Below are 16,294 nucleotides of genomic sequence, written 5' to 3' on the forward strand. Positions count from 1 at the left end.
ATCTGGCCGGCGCCGAACCGTAGAACGGCACCACCATCTGCACAGGCAATGGCCGGAAAGCCGATCATGCATTAAAACTGAAACCGGACCACCTCATAGGGGCAGGCCAGTCGGGCAGCAGATCTAGGGTCCGGCGCATCAGGGGGATTGTTGCGTGCAGCTCTTTCTCTTCCAAGGGACCAAGCCTCTGACCTTGCGGATCATCTCAACATTCATCTCGCATTCAAAAGTTTTAGATCGGCTTAAGGAATGGTGTTGCTTTGGACAGGAAGGGGCGAGTTGCGATCTGTTATCAAAGGCGTAGTGATCTCGCAGAAATCCCGCATTGATGCAGTTTAAATTGCCGGCACGATTGGTGAGCTCTGCTTCAATAGTGATGACCGCGCGCGGTCAGATGGCTTCCATTTGCAAATGAGGAGTGCCCTGCTCCAACGTTGGCACGCACGCTTCGCTTGTCGGAACTGTCCGCGGCCGCACGCAAGTGATGACTTGGATCCGCTGGATCAGCTCGTCAGCACTCTTTGGTTGGTCGTACTCATAGACGATGCCCATGCCTCATCGGCTATGCGGTCTGGCTGGCAAAAAAGGGTGGGGTTCAGCTGTCGGGTCGCGGGTTTCAAACCGCGTTGTGATGGAAGGGAACGGATGTAGAGCCGCTACCAACCGCTCATCATAACGCCGGAAGATGGGCCCTCGGGCGTCGCGCCGGCAGTGGTGAGCATCTTATGCAGTCACGTCCGGCAGCACCTTACGATCCCTGCTTGAGCAGCGTGGGCATGTTCAATCCGCTCTCTGGAACGAAATTCAAGTCTGCGTTATGCGTGGGCGTCAGGCACATGCCCCATGGGGCCTCTAGGAGCGAGAGCTTCGGGTAATAGCCGGTGTAAGCCGGCTTTTCCTTTGTCGAGGAACCCGCCGACGAGGGTGTGGCGTCACATCGGCGCGCTGGCTCTCCCATGCCTGCATTGTGGCGGGCGATGCGACGTGTCGTACTCATTGCGCTACGCAGAGAGCAACCCCTGTGTCGAGGGCCAAGCGCGGGATGGCTGTGTGGGCGACCAGGCCGTTTCCGATTTTTCCCGGAACCTTTGAGCCCTTCCCTGGTTATATAAGCGCGGTATCCCCCCGCGACCTAGTTTCCCAACACCTCGCCGGCTTGCGCCGGCCTTTTTTCTGCCGGCAGTAATCCTCTCCCGGAACCGGCCATCCGGAAAGCTATCTGATGGCGCCTCCCTCATATGAGCCTCCGGCATCTTTCGCCTTCCTGTCGCCCTCGCGGATCACCGTCCTGTTGAAACGCTCCCGGAGAGAGTCATAGCCCCTACGCGCTTGCCATCGATAAACGCCTGCGGTGCCGTGTCAGCACGATGCTCTGTCTTCAATGTGTCGGTGTCGGCCCGTGTGGTCAGGTGATGATGCTCGAGAGTATTGCCTTGCGCCTCCAGCAGTCTCTGGACTTGATGCCGTAGGGCCAGATGTGGTCCGAAATTTTCATTCGGCAGGGCGCTGCGGATTTACACGCGTTCAGTCGCAGATCGCCACCGCTCGACACCAGCCTGCAGACGCCTTTTCGATTTTGACCGGGAAGCACGAGATCATGAAGCCGGTCGCAGGCAATTCCTCAAGCCGGTGCAGCTTTTCGATGTGGCAGTAGCCAGTGTGGCGGCCAGCCTTGTGCCCTTCCCAGATGATCGACGCATCACCGGTTGCGGCGTATTTTTTCGCCGTGTGGATGAACGGCGCATCCCAGCTCCAGCCATCCGTGCCCGTGACGCGCACACCGCGGTCAAGTAAATACATTGTTGCCTCGTAGCCCATGCCGCAGCCGCTCGCCACGTAATCCGCCTGCCCGAACTTCGCGCCAGCTGAGGTGTTGACGACAACAATCTCAAGCGGCTGCAACTGATGGCCGATCCGGTTCAACTCGGCCTCCACGTCAGCAGCAGTCGCGACGTATCCGTCCGGGAAATGACGAAAATCCAGTTTAACCCCGGGCTGATAGCACCATTCCAAAGGGATATCGTCGATGCGCCATGCGGGCTCACCATTGTTCATGGTAGGATGATAGTGCCACGGCGCATCAAGGTGCGTCCCGTTGTGGGTCGACAGCGTGACCCGCTCGACAGCCCAGCCTGCACCATCCGGCAGTTCTTCAGGCTTCAGGCCGGGGAAAAACGGCAGAAGCTGCGGCAGGCTTTGCGTATGGTCGATATATTCGATCGCAGGGACCTGAATCGGCGGGTCGGCCGGGATGTCGTTGGCAATCGGAATTGACAGATCGACGATACGGTGGGTCATGAACGCCTCCTCCTTGAGATATTCCAGATGGGTCAGGCGACGGGCCGAACGACCCTGTTCTTCAGAACGCCGATCTTCTCGATCTCGAGTTCGACGGTGTCGCCATCTTCCAGAAAGCGGCCGGTCTCGAGGCCGCAGCCATTACCAATGGTGCCAGACCCTATGAACTCGCCAGCGAAAACGGTCTCGTCCTGCGACATGTGCGCAAGAATCTTCTCGAAGGAGAACAGCATGCCCGCTGTGGTGCTTTCGCATCGCGTCTCGCCGTTCACCCGCACAGCCGCCGAGAGACAATAAGGATCGGGGATCTCATCCCTTGTCACAATCCAGGGTCCAAGGACGTTGCCGCCGTCAAAACTCTTGCCCTTGGCCGGTCCCAGCCAGCCGGGCATCTCTTTTCCTTGCTGATCGCGTGCGGAGAAATCATTGAAGACGGTGTAGCCGAATATGTGGTCGCGAGCATCCGCCTCACTGATGTTTGCGCCCGTCTTGCCCACGACGATGCCCCATTCCAGCTCGTAGTCCATCACCTTCGAGTAGCGGGGCCAGGTGATGGTGGCGCCAGGTCCCTGCACGACCATGCGGTTCGTGATGTAATAGATCGGCATCTCGCGATAGACATCGGCCAGCGGCGGCAATTCCGCATCCGCAACTTGCTGCATGTCGCCCCCACTCATCAGGTGCCGCATCCCGCGACCTGATTGGCGGATGTGCGTTTCGTAGCTCATCCCATCGCGCATCTGGCGCGGCTCGGGCAAAGGCGCCAGCAATTGGATGTCCTCAAGCCGAAGGTTCAACTGAGCGTCGGTTCTGCCTGACCTGAAAAGATTCCGCGCGCGGTCCAGAGCAGCCTCTCCCCCATCGATCAGGGCGAGCATGGAACCAAAACTGTCGTCACCGTCTCCGGACGCGGTCAAGTCGAAGAGCGTTGCCGCGTCGTCATGGACGATGCCGACATGTGTCAAGCCCGTCCCCGTCCTGAATGTAGCGAGCTTCATGAACAACCTCCGACTTGCCGTAATATATATATTATGGTTTTATCGATATTTGAAAAGGCTACCAATGGGAAGCTGAATCTCGGGAGGAAGGAATGTCTGGATTGAAAGTAACCGCGCTTGGCGTGGCGATGCTCGCTGCGGCGTTCACGGGCGCGACGCACGCGCAGACGTCTATCAATGTTGGATGTACAGCGACGACTGATTGTGCATCGGCGGCTGTTGCCCTCTCGGAGGGCATTTTTGAAAAAAACGGCCTTGACGTCACAATGACGCTGGTCGGACTGAACTCGAACATTCCGGCAGCACTGCTTTCCGACTCGATCCAGATCGGCGGGCCGACGCCTTCGGTCTTCCTGCAGGCTGTCGACGGCGGTCTCGATCTTGTCGCTGTCGCAGGAGCAAGCTCGACGTCTGCGACCACGTTTGACACGGCTGGCGTAGTGGCCACTTCGGCAAGCGGGATCGAGAAGCCGCAGGACTTCGTCGGCAAGAAGGTCGGTGCACCCGGCATCGGAGCCTTCCTGCAGGTGCTTTTCTCGAAGTGGCTGATCGATAATGACGTCGACCCGCGCGAGGTTGATTTTGTCGAGGTGACGTTTCCGACCATGGACGACACTTTGAGGTCGGGCGCCGTGGATGCGGTCGTGACCGCAGAGCCGATGATGTCGCGCATCATCGCTAACGGGACCGGTCAGGTCGCCGGATACTTCCTTGAAACCCTACCTGAGCGCCGACCCGCTATATTCTATGCAGCGACCAGAACATGGGCCGATGCCAATCCCGAAGCTCTGGCGGCGTTTCGCGCATCGATCGAAGAGGCAGCAGACATCGTGAACGAAAACCCCGATAAGGGTCGTCAAGCCATAGCAGGCTTTACGAACATTCCGATGGAGGTGCTCTCGTCGATGAAGCTGTCGGTGTCGGATCCGCAGCTCGACCAGGAGCAGCTCGACTGGTGGGTCACCACCATGAACGAGCAAAACATGCTGCAGGGCTCACCCGACACAGCAACACTCATTCAGAAATGACCGAGGCCAAGGCCGGTCCCGAACTGCTCGAGGAGGCCGCTCGTTCGGCGGCCTCCGGAACGTTGAGCGAGCGAGCGGCAGCGCTGGTGGAACAAGACATCCTAGGCGGACATCTGCAGCCAGGCGATCGCTTGGGAATACACGCGCTTTCGAAGCGCTACGCCATCGGCGCGACACCGCTTCGCGAAGGCCTCTCCCGCCTTGTCTCGCGTGGACTCATCTCGGCAATTGGCCAGAAGGGCTTCAGGGTCGCCAGCGTCTCGCAAGCCGATCTGGTCGATATCACGGAAGTTCGCATCATGATCGAGACGGAGGCGCTCCGGCGCTCCATACGCGACGGCGGAGATGACTGGGAGGTCGGCATCCTCTCGTCGCTGCACCGCCTGTCTCGATCTGTCGAACGAGACCCTGCAACGATGCGGGAAGGCAGCCCCGAGTTCGACAGGTTGCACAAGGCGTTCCACAGGTCGCTGCTCGAGGCCTGCGGATCGCATCGGCTGTTGCGGCTGCACGATGACCTTTACGATCAGGCTTACCGCTACCGACGCACGATGATGAGCCGGTTCGGCGAGCACGGCGCCTTTCTCGATGCCCACAAGACGTTGGCCGATACCATCCTGGCGCGCGACGTGGAAAGCGCGGTGACGGAACTGGCCCAGCACCTGCGTCAGACACTTCAGATCGTCTACGGCAGCAAAGACATGGATGCCCAGGCATGATGCAAACCCAGCTTCAACAAGGCGGGTCGGCTCCGGTCATCTCGTTCGATCGTGTCACGCTCGCCTTCGGGGACCGCACGGTCATCAATGAGCTGTCGCTGGATGTGGCCGGAGGCCAGATCGTCTGCATCATCGGCCCTTCGGGCTGCGGCAAGACGACCGCGCTGCGCATGGCTGGCGGCCTGATCCGACCCAATGGCGGGTCGGTCAGGCTTCTGGGCGAGACACTGACGGCGCCGCGTCGCGACGTTGCCATCGTCTTCCAGGATTACGGCAAGGCGCTCCTTCCGTGGCGCACCGCTGCGGCGAACGTGTCGCTGGCGCTGGAGGCGGCTGGGGTACCGCGCAGCGAGCGCCCTGCCCGCATCCGGTTGCTGCTCGCAAAGGTCGGTCTGACTGGTCATGAGGATAAATACCCCACGGAAATGTCTGGGGGTATGCAGCAGCGCATCCAGATCGCGCGATGCCTGGCGCAGGAGCCGGCCGTTCTCTTGATGGACGAGCCCTTCGGCGCGCTGGACGCCATGACGCGGCAAGGTCTCCAGGACGAGATGCTGTCGATCGTTGCGGAGACCGGCACGACCGTCTTCTTCGTGACCCACGATCTGGAGGAAGCCGTCTATCTCGGCGACCGCGTGATCGGGCTCCTGGCCAATCCCGGCCGCATCGGCATCGACCTTTCTGTCGATCTGCCGCGACCGCGCAACCAGCTTGAGACCCGCGAGATGCCGGAGTTCCTCCGCTTGCGCCGGCAGCTGTTCGATTTCATCGAGAAGGCTGAGGGATGAACAGCAGCTGGTGGAAAGGTCTGGTCGTGCCTGCCGCGCTGATCGCAACTGCCGAGGTTGCTATGCGTATCAATGGGTCCACCTCGATGTCGCTGGCCGCTCCCAGTGACATCGCTGCTGCGCTAGCTGCCGCGCTTCTCGACGGATCGATGCTCGCGGCCACCCGCGATACGCTGATCTCTGCAGGCGCCGGTCTTGCGATCGGAGGATTGCTTGGCCTTGCGCTCGGCATTCTGTTTGGTCTCGTAAGACCGGTCGATCACCTCATGGAGGTGACTGTCGAAGTGATCCGCCCGGTTCCTTCCGTGGCCGTCCTGCCTATCGCTCTGCTGGTCTTCGGCTTCGGATACACGATGGAGATCGCGATCGTCGCGTTCTCGTGCCTGTGGCCCGTCATGATCTATACCCGGTCTGCCATGGCAGGGATCGAGCCTCGGCTGATGGAGGTTGCCCGAGCGCTGCGGCTGTCACCATGGGCGAGGATCAGCAAGATCGTGTTTCCTGCCGCGCTTCCGCGTATTCTGGTGGCCTTCCGGCTGGCGGCGGCGATTGCGCTTGTTGTTGCTGTCACCGTCGAGATTGCGATCAATCCTCTCGGGCTCGGTTACGGCATTCTTGTCGCGCAGCAGGGTCTGCAGCCAGCCCTTATGCTCGCCTATCTGGTCTGGATCGGCATTGTCGGCTGGTCCCTCAACACCCTGCTTTCCCTTGCGCAGCAAAGGCTGTTAGGCCGCGCCGCACGCGTCGAGGTCGCGAGATGAACCGGTCGCGGTTCCTTTGGCTCATCGCCAGCTTTGTCACAGCTGCGGGTCTCGTATGGATCTGGCAGGTTGTGGCTGACAATCGGCTCGTCAATCCTGTCTTCCTGCCTGGACCCGACAGGGCCTGGATGGCGCTGGTGCGCGGCTTTACCACCGGTGATCTCGACGTGAAGCTACTCGCCACAGTCGAGCGCATGTTCTGGGGGTGGCTGGTTGCGTCGCTTGTGGGCGTCGCGCTGGGCGCCGCGATTGGCACGTCACCACGCCTGCGTGCCTACCTCTCACCGATGCTGGAATTTCTGCGGCCGCTGCCGGCCTCTGCGACCATACCGGTCGCAATCGCTTTGCTTGGCCTTTCCGACGGTATGGTGCTGGCCGTTGTGGCCTTCGGAGCCCTTTGGCCTGTACTTTTGGCCACGGTCCATGGCTTCTCGGCAGTCGAGCCGCGTCTCTACGAAGTCGGACGTGCTCTGGGTCTCTCGCGTGCTGCCGTCATAGGCAAGATCGCGCTGCCCTCTGCGAGTCCGGACATTCTGGCTGGCATGCGTCTCGGGCTGACGGTAGCGCTGATCCTGTCTGTCGTGTGTGAAATGATCGCCGGGAGGGATGGTCTCGGCACCTGGATCCTTCTGGCAGCCCGATCGTTCCGCGCTCCCGATCTATATGCTGGCGTGATCCTGCTTGGACTTCTTGGCTACGCCACAGCTGTCGCGATCGGGTTGCTGGAGGCGCGTCTGCTCGTATGGCGTAGTCGTTCGCGCTGAGGCACCATCCTGGCAGCCGATTATTCGCCCTGGGCTCAGCGGGGTGGGCGCCATGGGCACCACGCATTTCGGTCGGGCAATCGGCCTGGTCACCACCATCGCGCGCACGCCGACGGTGGGGCATTGCGGCGTGCAGACGCTGACACCCCCGCGCCCGGTGCAAGTGTATTCCAGGATTCGCGCTTGTTCCTCGGCCGACCAGCGCCGATGGTTCAATGCGCCATTGATGCCCCCGAAACGCCGGAGAGGCGCACCAAAAGGGCGCGTGCGCTTTTGGCTGACACGTCACTCAGCAAACGGACTTTGGCTTGATGACTTGCTTCTCTCATCGCCCGCACCTGATCCGGAGATTCAGCAGAAGCCGGGAATGCCACCCAGTCGGTATCGCCGTCTCCTCCGAAACGGATATCGCGAGCTTCCACGGGATCAGAAGACGGAGGTCCCCGCTAACCGCAAGTTGGGCGCCAATTGCCGCACGACGTGACGAACTCTGCGCCCGGCTGGTGCGTCAAGACGCAAAACGGATCACTGCGGGGTTATGCAGGATTCCGTTCCGTCGTCGTTCGGGAAGGGCGTCGAAAGTCAGTCGTGCTGGTGACAGATGATCTCTGGGAGCGCGGGTTGCAGGCTAGCATACTTGGGATCACCGGCCCCTGAGCGGTAGTGCTCTGCGGCGTTCCACTCTCGGCCAATCATCGCCGAGCAGACCTGAAAGCGGCCATTCCCGATGCGATGATGGAGGGGGAGAACGCGCAGCCGCAAACGCACAAATAAATGGGTGGTGCCTCACTACACACTCCAACGGCTTCCGATAAGCCGCCCGTTGCTCTAGCGTGAACATGTTGCAGCCACGGTAAGACCATCTTCCAGCACTGGTGTCGCGAGCGATGGCGAATAAGCTCGAAGTTTTGCTCTCGGACGCCTTTCCCGGAGAGGAGCATCGGTTCTTCGCTCCGATGGTGATCGGAACAAATCCTGCGGATGCGGACAATGGCGCAGCCGCAGTCCTCGCCGGCAAGAAGACTGCTACGTCTGCCGCGTTCTGGGATTTTCCCGACGGACGCATCCCGTTTGTCGGCGCACTCAGTGTTTTGCTCGATGGACGAGGCGCACCTTGCGCGATCCTTGAGACAGAGCGTGTCGCTGTCATCCCGTTTTCCGCTGCTGACGAGGCGCTGGCATTTGACTACGGCGAATGGGACCTGACCTTGCCGACGTGGAGGTCGAATACACGCATTTTGTACGAGGTATCTGCCGCGCGGCACGGCCAGGCGTTCTGCGACGACACACCGATAATCTGCGAGTGGTTCAGGGTCGTATATGAACTGAAGCGGTTCACGGAGACCTAGAGTAGCGCCAATGGTTCGTCCCCCATGGCGTGGCGTATCGCCGGCCCAGTGTGACCGCGCAGATCGGGCCCTGTTCCCGAACGCCGCGTCGAGGCCCGACGCGTGGTGAGCCGCTTCCTGCGCAGGACCATGGTCTCGAGCTCAGTAGGCGCGAGTGAAGCCGCCATCATGCAATATGTTTAGGCCGGTCATGTGGTCGCTGAACGAGGAGAGTAGACCCTCGACAGCAACGGCCACTTCGGAAGGCTCGCCGTACTTGCGAAGCGGCACGTTGTCGGTTTCGGCTTCCAGCCGATCGTCGAAACTCTGCCCCGCGGCTGCCGCCCGTCTGGCGATCGAATCGCGGTAGACGGGCGTTAGTGTTCCGCCGAGCGAAAGCGTATTGATGTGGATGTTGCGGTCCCCCAACGCAAACGCCAAGGTCTTTGCCTCACCCAACCAAGCGGTGCGGATAACGTTGCTTGTCGCGTAGTGTCCAAGTACCTGCGCGGATGAAATGCCTGAAATGATCACGATCTTGGCGCGTTGCCCCCTGGTCACATCGGGTCGCATCCGCGAAACAGCCGCCTTCAGCGTGGCGAGCGGGCCGATGAAGCTGGACTGGAAAAGGGTCCGCCACACTTCCGGGTCAGGTAATGGATCATTCGCGGCGTGAGGCTGCGGCGGCATGAGCACCGCTCCGTCCAGCTCCAAATCGAGACTTTCCAATCGCTCTGAGAACTTCGCGACCGACTGGTCCGATGCCATGTCGACAGCGATCACCCGGTGTCCGTCGCCAGGCAAGGATTTCTGAAGAGTTGTGAGGCGGTCGACGTCGCGCGCGGCAAGTACGAGCTGGTGCCCGGACTTGGCGAGGCGCTGGCTCACCGCCGACCCGATCCCCCCGCTTGCTCCCGTAATAAGAAAGGTCGACATCTGCGGACCCCTGCTGGATACCTGTCGTAGATAGGATCAGCCGGCTCCAGAACGCTGTCAATCCTCGCCCATCGGCTGCTTCGACCGAGATCACTCACACACTTTGAGCGGCGGCATTCGGAAAGACACTCAGGCCCGTCCGAAATGGGGCCGTTTGGGGAACGGCGGAGTTCTCAGTTTGTCGGCGAAATCCTGACTCTCGGCACCCGGCCCCTGAGCCGCCGCCGAATTCCCTTTCGGAGCGGGGGATGTAGCTGAAGCAAAACTGTCAAATGGGAGTGGGTCTGCGGACTGGAAGTTACGGCAAACAATCCCGAGGGACTACTCGCCGCAGGGTTCGCAGGAACCCCGCGGCGATCAACGTTGCAGACCGCGATCCACGAGCCGATGCGGATCGAAGGTCAGGAAACACGCTTCAGGCCGCGCCAAAGCAGGGGTGATAGGCCACCTCCCCGGTGGGCACCTCATCCCCAAAGGGTTGAGCCATGAAGTACTCCTGCGGTACGCCGGGGTAACGGAGCCGTGCATCCTCCCGGAATCCGAAGCGTTCGTAGTAGCGTGGATCGCCCAACACGACGCATCCGCAGGCTCCCTTGGCCCGAAGCATAGCCAAGCCATCGCGGATGAGCCGGGCGCCGATGCCAGTGCCCTGCCGATCGGGAGATACCGAAACGGGCCCCAGCCCGAACCAACCCGATTCAATCCCTTCCACCACGATCGGGGAGAAGGCGACGTGGCCAACGATATCTCCCTCTTCATCGGCAACAAGGGAGATTGTTAGCGCCCCTGCTTCGCGAAGGGCCCTTACGATGGCTCCTTCGGTTCCGGAACTATACTCAGCCTGCTCGAAGGCCGCCTGCGTCACCTCGCATATCATGACAGCATCTTTTGACCTTTCCGGACGAACGTGGATCGAACGGGGCGGACTGAACTCGATCAAGGGTATCTCCTAGCGGTTGTTCGCGGTTAGGACGGCTGCTTCTGAGAGATCGCGTCGAATACCAGCTCGGCAGCCGCAGCGCTCCCATCCGTTCGGACCGCGTCGGCCATTGCGGCCGCTCGTGCGCGGGTATCGGGATGAAGGACGATTTCTAGGGCCTTCGAAAGTGAAACGAGGTTGGGCAACGGCCCGTCTTGTGCCGCGCCGATGCCCAGTTCTGCGACCCGGTCGGCCCAGTACGGCTGATCCGCCGTTTGAGGTATGACGATTTGGGGGGTGCCGGTGCGAGCAGCCGTGGTGGTCGTGCCCGCACCGCCGTGATGCACAACGGCGGCCACTCGACAAAACAATGCCTGCTGGTTGACTTCGCCGACGACAAAGCAGTCATCCTGATCGTCCATTGGGGTCAGGCCAGACCAACCACTGGCGAGGAGGACGCGAAAGCCCTGAGCGCGGATCGCCTCGATCGCAACGCGCGCATCTTTGTTGAGAACGCGCATGCTGCCGAAGCCCAGGTAGACAGGGGGTGGGCCAGCATCCAGAAATCTCATGAGTTCTGTTGAAAGCGGTCGTTCGTCCTCCAGAAGCCATGCGCCGGTCCGATCGATCGCCTGTCCCGCCTTAGCCTGCAACGGGGCAAGAGTGGGATCTGCCGCCAGCCATGGTCGACCCGTAAACATGAATTCGTGGACATTATCCATCGGCAGCAGGCCGATGGAAGCGCGATGGGCGTTGATCGGCGCAACCACCAGCCCATGCCAGGGCTGCGCGTTCAGCAATGTGGGACAGAAGACCGCGAACCGATGAGGAATGCCCAGCAGCTCTGCAACCGATCTCGCCGTGAAATGCAGCATGCCGCTCGCCACGAGCATGTCGCACCCTTCAGCAGCCACCGCGAGCGTGTCATAGGTAACCGCGATATAGCTGGCGACGTGATCATCCACGCTAAAGATCTGATCTTCCGCCGTCGATGAGCCCTCCGACCTGGAACGCCACGTCTTTGAAAACGTCACGAGCGGCACATCGAAGCGCGCCAGCAGGTTTTTGAACTCCTCATCGGGTGGGGCGCACACGCTCACTTGCGCCCCCATTGTCCGCAGTTGTACCGCGAGGGCCACCATCGGTTCGACGTCGCCGCGCGAGCCGTATGTCGCCAACAATACACGCATTTGCTGTACCCTTTTCCTTTAGGTTGAGGTTGAGGGCCGTGTTGATAGGCGATGACCGGGGGCTTGCCGCAACCCCGCCGGCCTGCTACACGCTAGCATTGGAAGTGGATGACGCTTCTTTCTCCCCAACACATAGCTGTTTCTGGTGCTCGGAGGCCTCGCGAGCTTCCGGAAATTCCCCCTGGGAACCGCTCTCTGGGACGATCCAGCACGCCACTAGACAGCTTGAAAGTTGTCGATTGCCGCCGGATCAACAGCCGCCGGCACGAAAGGTCTCCAGTGGGTGGCAAGGAGAAGGGCAGGCCTTGTGCTTGCGGCGCGAATGGCACATCTGTTCCGGCCGATTAAGGGTCTTTATAGCTGAGACCCTTCGCGGCTAGAGCCCTTCCAAGTATGCGTATCGCCTTGGGGCCGATACCATGGATGGCCAGTAACTCCTTCTTTGAATGGCTTGCAACCTGCGCGAGCGTGGTGATGCCATTGTGGGAGAGTTCGCGCGCAGCCGTCTTGCCGATCTCGTCAGGCAGATCGCCAACCGGGCGCATATCGGGCGTCGGCGACATGGATATCCTTTCACTTAATCAGAAACATAAACAACATTTGCAGGGCAAGTGTTTCGACCAGATGGCCACGGGCCGGAAGCTCCGGATACTGACCATAGTCAACATCCATTCCTGCTATGCCCCAGCGACCGATCCGGTTCATCTACCGGGGCAAAGACGTCGTGCAGACACTGCAACCTTTCGGCAGGTGGGCTGGCTAGCCGAAGAAAAGCACGGTGGATAATCTTAGCGAGTCCATCTTCCCCGACCCCGCCCCTCCCCTTTCTAGTCGGGAAGGCCAGCTGTCCGGAGATACGCGGCCAGGCGCTCCTCCTCCTTCTTGTCCCGGAACGGCACCGCGTGCATATGCCGCGATATGGTGAAGGCGGGATAGATCTCGTGCATCGTGGCGAGCGTTCTTGCCACCTCGTCGTCCATGCCAAGCTGGCTCTCCGCCACCGCGCGATACAGCCAGCAGGCAAAGAGCCTTGGCGCGCGTTCCGCGCAACTCCGGGTCAGGCGCAGCGCATGGTCGAATTCGCCGAGCATGATCAGCGGCATTGATTTTAACGCCAGGTTCAGGGCTGGCGCGTACGGATCGAAGCGCATCGCTTGGTCAAAGGCTTCGACGGCTTCGCGGTAGCGGCCGGAGAACATGAGAATGTTGGCGTAGATGCCCTGCCCTACCCAGTCGTTGGGATTGAGCGCCACTGCCTTCTTCACTGATTGGATGCTTTCTTCATACTGCCGCGACCACATCTGGGTGAAGGCGAGCATGGCATGCGCGGTTGCGAAATTGCCGTCAAGCGCGACCGCTCTTTGTGCCGCCTCGCGCGCCTCTTTCAGTATTTCGGGGCTATGCTGGTTGGGCCCGTAGGGCTGGATGTAGAACTGCAGCTTGGCGGCCGCCAGGGTCTCCCAGCTGGGCGCATAGTTCGGATCGAGCGCAATCGCCTGTTCAGCCAGCCGCCATGCCTCAAGCGAGCTGTCGCGGCTGAATTGTCGGTAGGATGCGCGCGCTCGTAGCGCGAGCTCATAGGCCCGCATGCTCGCGGGCGGGCCCGACAGCTTGGCCGCAGCGTCGGTGACCGCATGAACCACCAGTTGCGCAGCCACGCTGTCCACCACTTCCTGCTGGATGTCGAACACGTCTGCGAAGGAACGGTCGTAGCTCTCCGTCCAGCGACTGGCGCCGCTCTTGGCGTCGACCAGTTGCGCCGTTATGCGAACCTTGTCCCCCGCCCGGCGTACGCTCCCGGTCAACAGGTAGGAGGCGCCCAGGTCGTCGCCCACCGATACCGGGTCCGCGCCGGCATCGCGAAATCGGAAGCTTGATGTGCGAGCAATCACCGTCAGGTTGCGGAAGCGCGACACCGCCGTCGTGATGTCTTCGGCTATGCCGTCGCCGTGCCAGGTCTCGTCCGGGTTGGCGGCGAAGGGAAGCACGGCGATGCTCAGCTGGGCGCCGCTCGCCTGCGGCATCTGGCGACCGAAAACGCCCGACTGCCAGATTGCCATCGCTGCCGCTACCACGATTACCGCAGCAATCGCGATCGAGGGCGCCGTCCGCGGGGGCCATCCTGTTGAACGCGTCTCCGTGCCAGCGGTTGCCGCCGGCATCGTAATCGCCCCGACAGGCGTGACCGAGCAAACGAACTCGTAACCCCTGCGCGGCACGGTGCGCACGAACCGTTCGCCATCGTCATCAAGCGCCTTCCGGATGTCCCGTACGCACTGCGCGAGCGCGTCGTCATTGACGATTACGTGCGGCCACACCGCAGCAACCAGCTCGTCCTTGGAAACAACACGCCCGTTCTGCTCGACCAGCATACGCAGCACATCGAAGGCCTTCGGCCGCAGCTCTATGTCGGCGCCGTCCTGCTGCAGGCGCAGCCTGTCCAGATTCAGTAGGTACGGCCCGAACCTGTAGCCCGCCAAACGATGTCCCGTCATCGCGCGCTCCCAGATGGCATGCGATCGGGAAATAATAGCGACAATGCAGGGCGATTGCAGCCCGCTTACATGCGCCCTGCCCAACGGTGCTGCACGTTTTCCTGCGTCCCCTGCGCCGCCCCCCGCCGACGCCGAGGACGACAGCACAGATCATCAGGAGAAATCAAAATGAAACCTGTAGCATTCCTTTCGGTAGCCCTGGCTGTTGCCCTGCCATCAGCGGCGCCGGCAACCGAGATCAACGCGAGCGACCGGCTCGTCGGCGCATGGTCGCTAGTGTCGCTCGATGTCCATCGCGATGACGAAAAGATCCAGGTCTTCGGTCCAAAACCGCGTGGTATCCAAATCATGTCACACAACGGGCGGTTCGCGGTCGTGACTCTGCGCGAGGAGCTCCCGCTCTACGCGTCCGGGAATCGGATGAAGGGCACGGCGGCTGAATACGAAGCGATCGGCAAGGGCGCCAACGCCGCCTACGGCCGGTATACCGTCGACGAGGGCGCCGGCACGGTGACCTTCCATGTTGAGGCCAGCACCTTCCCGAACTGGGACGGCGACGAGCAGATCCGCGCCTTCACCATCGACGGCGACACTTGGTCCTACGTCAATCCCGTACCAACAATCGGCCCGGGCAACGTCCACGTAGTTTGGAAACGGCTCCACTGAGCTTTCCTTCTCGCGGCCGGCTGTCGGCGAGGCGTCGGTCGCGATCCCGCAAGCAATGCCCTGAAGCGCGGCCGGATGGCCTGCGGCGCAGAGCCGCCGCAGCGTGTCCTTCCCGTTAAGGCCCCGGAAGAGAGGTGGTCGTTCTCTGATTGCGGGCACAGGCGGCCGACGGAAGATGGAGGCGGAAACCTGAAGGGCCTGCAACGCGAGCAGGCCGTGCGGGCGGCCACCTTTTTCAACGCCATTGAAATCGGGCTTGAACAGATGGGAGCGTAACCATGATCGAGATCGTCGTCGCACTTTCGATATGGCTGAGCGCATCGCACGGATTGGCGGAAATCCAGTCAATGCCTCGCGTACGGTTCCTCGATCAGCGGCAGGTTGCCGCCCTGCGCTACGGCCGAGCGGACGTCGCCGACGTGGACGAGGTGGTGGCGGTCTACGATCCCGTGACTCGCACAATTGTACTGCCGGACACCTGGGATGGCGGTGATCCTGCCGATCTATCCGTGCTCGTCCACGAAATCGTTCATCATCTCCAGCGCGAGGCGGGGACCCTGCACCGCTGTCCGGAGGAAGCCGAGGCAAGGGCCTACGCTGCGCAGGAGCGCTGGCTTAGCCAGTTCGGCCTGTCGCTCGAGAAATCTTTCGGCATCGATGCGTTTTCGCTCAAGCTACGGACCAACTGCCTCTGGTGAGGAGCAGCGCTCCACAAGATTCGTGTTGCTCAACGGTAGCGGCGCTCGTCTGCTTCCCGCCGCCGCGATCGAACTGCCCCGCGCGTGCTGAGAACTACGACACAACGCGATCTTTGAATTACCGCGCACCGGATGACGTCTACCCGCCCTCTGCGACACGATCGCCAAGATGACCACCACAAGCCGCCGTGGGTACACCGTAGCGCCACCTCGATTGAACCGGCTCGCCGTAGGAAGTCGTTCGCGACCTTCGAACCTTCAAGTGGAGGCAGCTCCCAGAAAGCGGGTAGGCGGCCTCAAGACGGCCCTTGGTGCTAGGGCTTCGTGAGTGGATGCGTCCTGATGTGAAACCCTTCCGAAGGCTGCGGCGTCGTGAAGTAGCGGGTCATCGCATGGAACATTTCATCACTCACGCTCCCCCAGTAGAGGCCAGGCGGTTTCTCCACGTTTCGGCGATGGATGTTCGAAAGGCACCGTTCGTCGCTCGCAGGAATGACGTGCAGGAGATGCGCCGCGTTTGCGGCTTCGAAAACCTCTCGCACCCATGCTCTGTCCTTTGCTGTGTTGCCTCCGAAATCGAACACGACAGGAACTCCTGGCCTGCCTCCTGAAAAGTGGTCCTCCCTGAAGTAGGCTATTTGGCCGATAGAGAGGACGTTGGAATGCCCCAGAAGAAGCACAAGCCCGAAGAGATCGTCGCGAAGCT

16 protein-coding genes are annotated in these 16,294 nt (G+C 61.2%); 8 read left to right on the forward strand and 8 right to left on the reverse strand.

Annotation, left to right across the window (positions count from 1 at the left end):
* Window positions 1-1,524 precede the first annotated feature (1,524 nt).
* A complete protein-coding gene (locus FY036_RS00520; RefSeq protein WP_148912772.1) occupies window positions 1,525-2,298 on the reverse strand; it encodes a cyclase family protein in 774 nt (257 codons plus the stop codon).
* A gap of 32 nt (window positions 2,299-2,330) precedes the next feature.
* Complete coding sequence (locus FY036_RS00525; RefSeq protein WP_148912773.1) at window positions 2,331-3,296, reverse strand: fumarylacetoacetate hydrolase family protein; 966 nt, start codon at window positions 3,294-3,296, stop codon at window positions 2,331-2,333.
* A gap of 92 nt (window positions 3,297-3,388) precedes the next feature.
* On the opposite strand from FY036_RS00525, the gene FY036_RS00530 reads away from it, so the two are divergent.
* The 6 genes from FY036_RS00530 (at window position 3,389) to FY036_RS00555 (ending at window position 8,705) form a co-directional block, all read left to right on the forward strand.
* On the forward strand, window positions 3,389-4,324 hold the full coding sequence (locus FY036_RS00530) for an ABC transporter substrate-binding protein (protein ID WP_148912774.1): 936 nt from the start codon (window positions 3,389-3,391) through the stop codon (window positions 4,322-4,324).
* Entirely contained in the window at window positions 4,321-5,043 is a 723-nt protein-coding gene (locus tag FY036_RS00535) for a GntR family transcriptional regulator (protein ID WP_148912775.1), read from the forward strand. Before FY036_RS00530 ends, FY036_RS00535 begins: the two co-directional genes overlap by 4 nt.
* Window positions 5,040-5,831: an ABC transporter ATP-binding protein gene (locus tag FY036_RS00540; protein ID WP_148912776.1), complete on the forward strand. Its 792-nt coding sequence runs from the start codon at window positions 5,040-5,042 to the stop codon at window positions 5,829-5,831. Before FY036_RS00535 ends, FY036_RS00540 begins: the two co-directional genes overlap by 4 nt.
* On the forward strand, window positions 5,828-6,592 hold the full coding sequence (locus tag FY036_RS00545; RefSeq protein WP_148912777.1) for an ABC transporter permease: 765 nt from the start codon (window positions 5,828-5,830) through the stop codon (window positions 6,590-6,592). Before FY036_RS00540 ends, FY036_RS00545 begins: the two co-directional genes overlap by 4 nt.
* A complete protein-coding gene (locus FY036_RS00550; RefSeq protein ID WP_148912778.1) occupies window positions 6,589-7,356 on the forward strand; it encodes an ABC transporter permease in 768 nt (255 codons plus the stop codon). The genes FY036_RS00545 and FY036_RS00550 overlap by 4 nt, the downstream gene beginning before the upstream one ends.
* An 887-nt stretch (window positions 7,357-8,243) precedes the next feature.
* On the forward strand, window positions 8,244-8,705 hold the full coding sequence (locus FY036_RS00555) for an ASCH domain-containing protein (RefSeq protein ID WP_148912779.1): 462 nt from the start codon (window positions 8,244-8,246) through the stop codon (window positions 8,703-8,705).
* A 141-nt stretch (window positions 8,706-8,846) separates the two neighbouring features.
* Here FY036_RS00555 and FY036_RS00560 read toward each other — a convergent pair whose 3' ends face one another.
* From FY036_RS00560 to FY036_RS00580, 5 genes are all read right to left on the reverse strand, one after another.
* Window positions 8,847-9,620 carry an SDR family oxidoreductase gene (locus FY036_RS00560; RefSeq protein WP_148912780.1) on the reverse strand — a complete coding sequence of 258 codons (774 nt, stop codon included), beginning with the start codon at window positions 9,618-9,620 and terminating at the stop codon, window positions 8,847-8,849.
* A gap of 415 nt (window positions 9,621-10,035) precedes the next feature.
* Complete coding sequence (locus tag FY036_RS00565; protein WP_148912786.1) at window positions 10,036-10,533, reverse strand: GNAT family N-acetyltransferase; 498 nt, start codon at window positions 10,531-10,533, stop codon at window positions 10,036-10,038.
* 53 nt (window positions 10,534-10,586) lie between these two features.
* Window positions 10,587-11,729 carry a glycosyltransferase gene (locus tag FY036_RS00570; RefSeq protein ID WP_148912781.1) on the reverse strand — a complete coding sequence of 381 codons (1,143 nt, stop codon included), beginning with the start codon at window positions 11,727-11,729 and terminating at the stop codon, window positions 10,587-10,589.
* A 344-nt stretch (window positions 11,730-12,073) separates the two neighbouring features.
* Window positions 12,074-12,292, reverse strand: a complete 219-nt coding sequence (locus tag FY036_RS00575; protein ID WP_148912782.1) for a helix-hairpin-helix domain-containing protein — start codon at window positions 12,290-12,292, stop codon at window positions 12,074-12,076.
* Between the two features lie 264 nt (window positions 12,293-12,556).
* A complete protein-coding gene (locus FY036_RS00580; RefSeq protein WP_148912783.1) occupies window positions 12,557-14,224 on the reverse strand; it encodes a winged helix-turn-helix domain-containing tetratricopeptide repeat protein in 1,668 nt (555 codons plus the stop codon).
* 168 nt (window positions 14,225-14,392) lie between these two features.
* Between FY036_RS00580 and FY036_RS00585 the strand changes: the two genes are divergently transcribed.
* Together FY036_RS00585 and FY036_RS00590 are read left to right on the forward strand one after the other, a co-directional pair.
* A complete protein-coding gene (locus tag FY036_RS00585; RefSeq protein WP_161601059.1) occupies window positions 14,393-14,890 on the forward strand; it encodes a lipocalin-like domain-containing protein in 498 nt (165 codons plus the stop codon).
* A 278-nt stretch (window positions 14,891-15,168) separates the two neighbouring features.
* The gene (locus FY036_RS00590; protein WP_148912785.1) at window positions 15,169-15,588 is read left to right on the forward strand and encodes a DUF6647 family protein; all 420 of its coding nucleotides are present in this window, start codon (window positions 15,169-15,171) and stop codon (window positions 15,586-15,588) included.
* 314 nt (window positions 15,589-15,902) lie between these two features.
* On the opposite strand, the gene FY036_RS24015 is transcribed toward FY036_RS00590, so the two are convergent.
* A partial coding sequence (locus tag FY036_RS24015) for an AAA family ATPase (protein WP_328593090.1) occupies window positions 15,903-16,294 on the reverse strand: 392 nt, incomplete at its 5' end.

This window comes from Neoaquamicrobium microcysteis (genome assembly GCF_008180155.1).
Taxonomy (GTDB): Bacteria; Pseudomonadota; Alphaproteobacteria; order Rhizobiales; family Rhizobiaceae; genus Aerobium; species Aerobium microcysteis.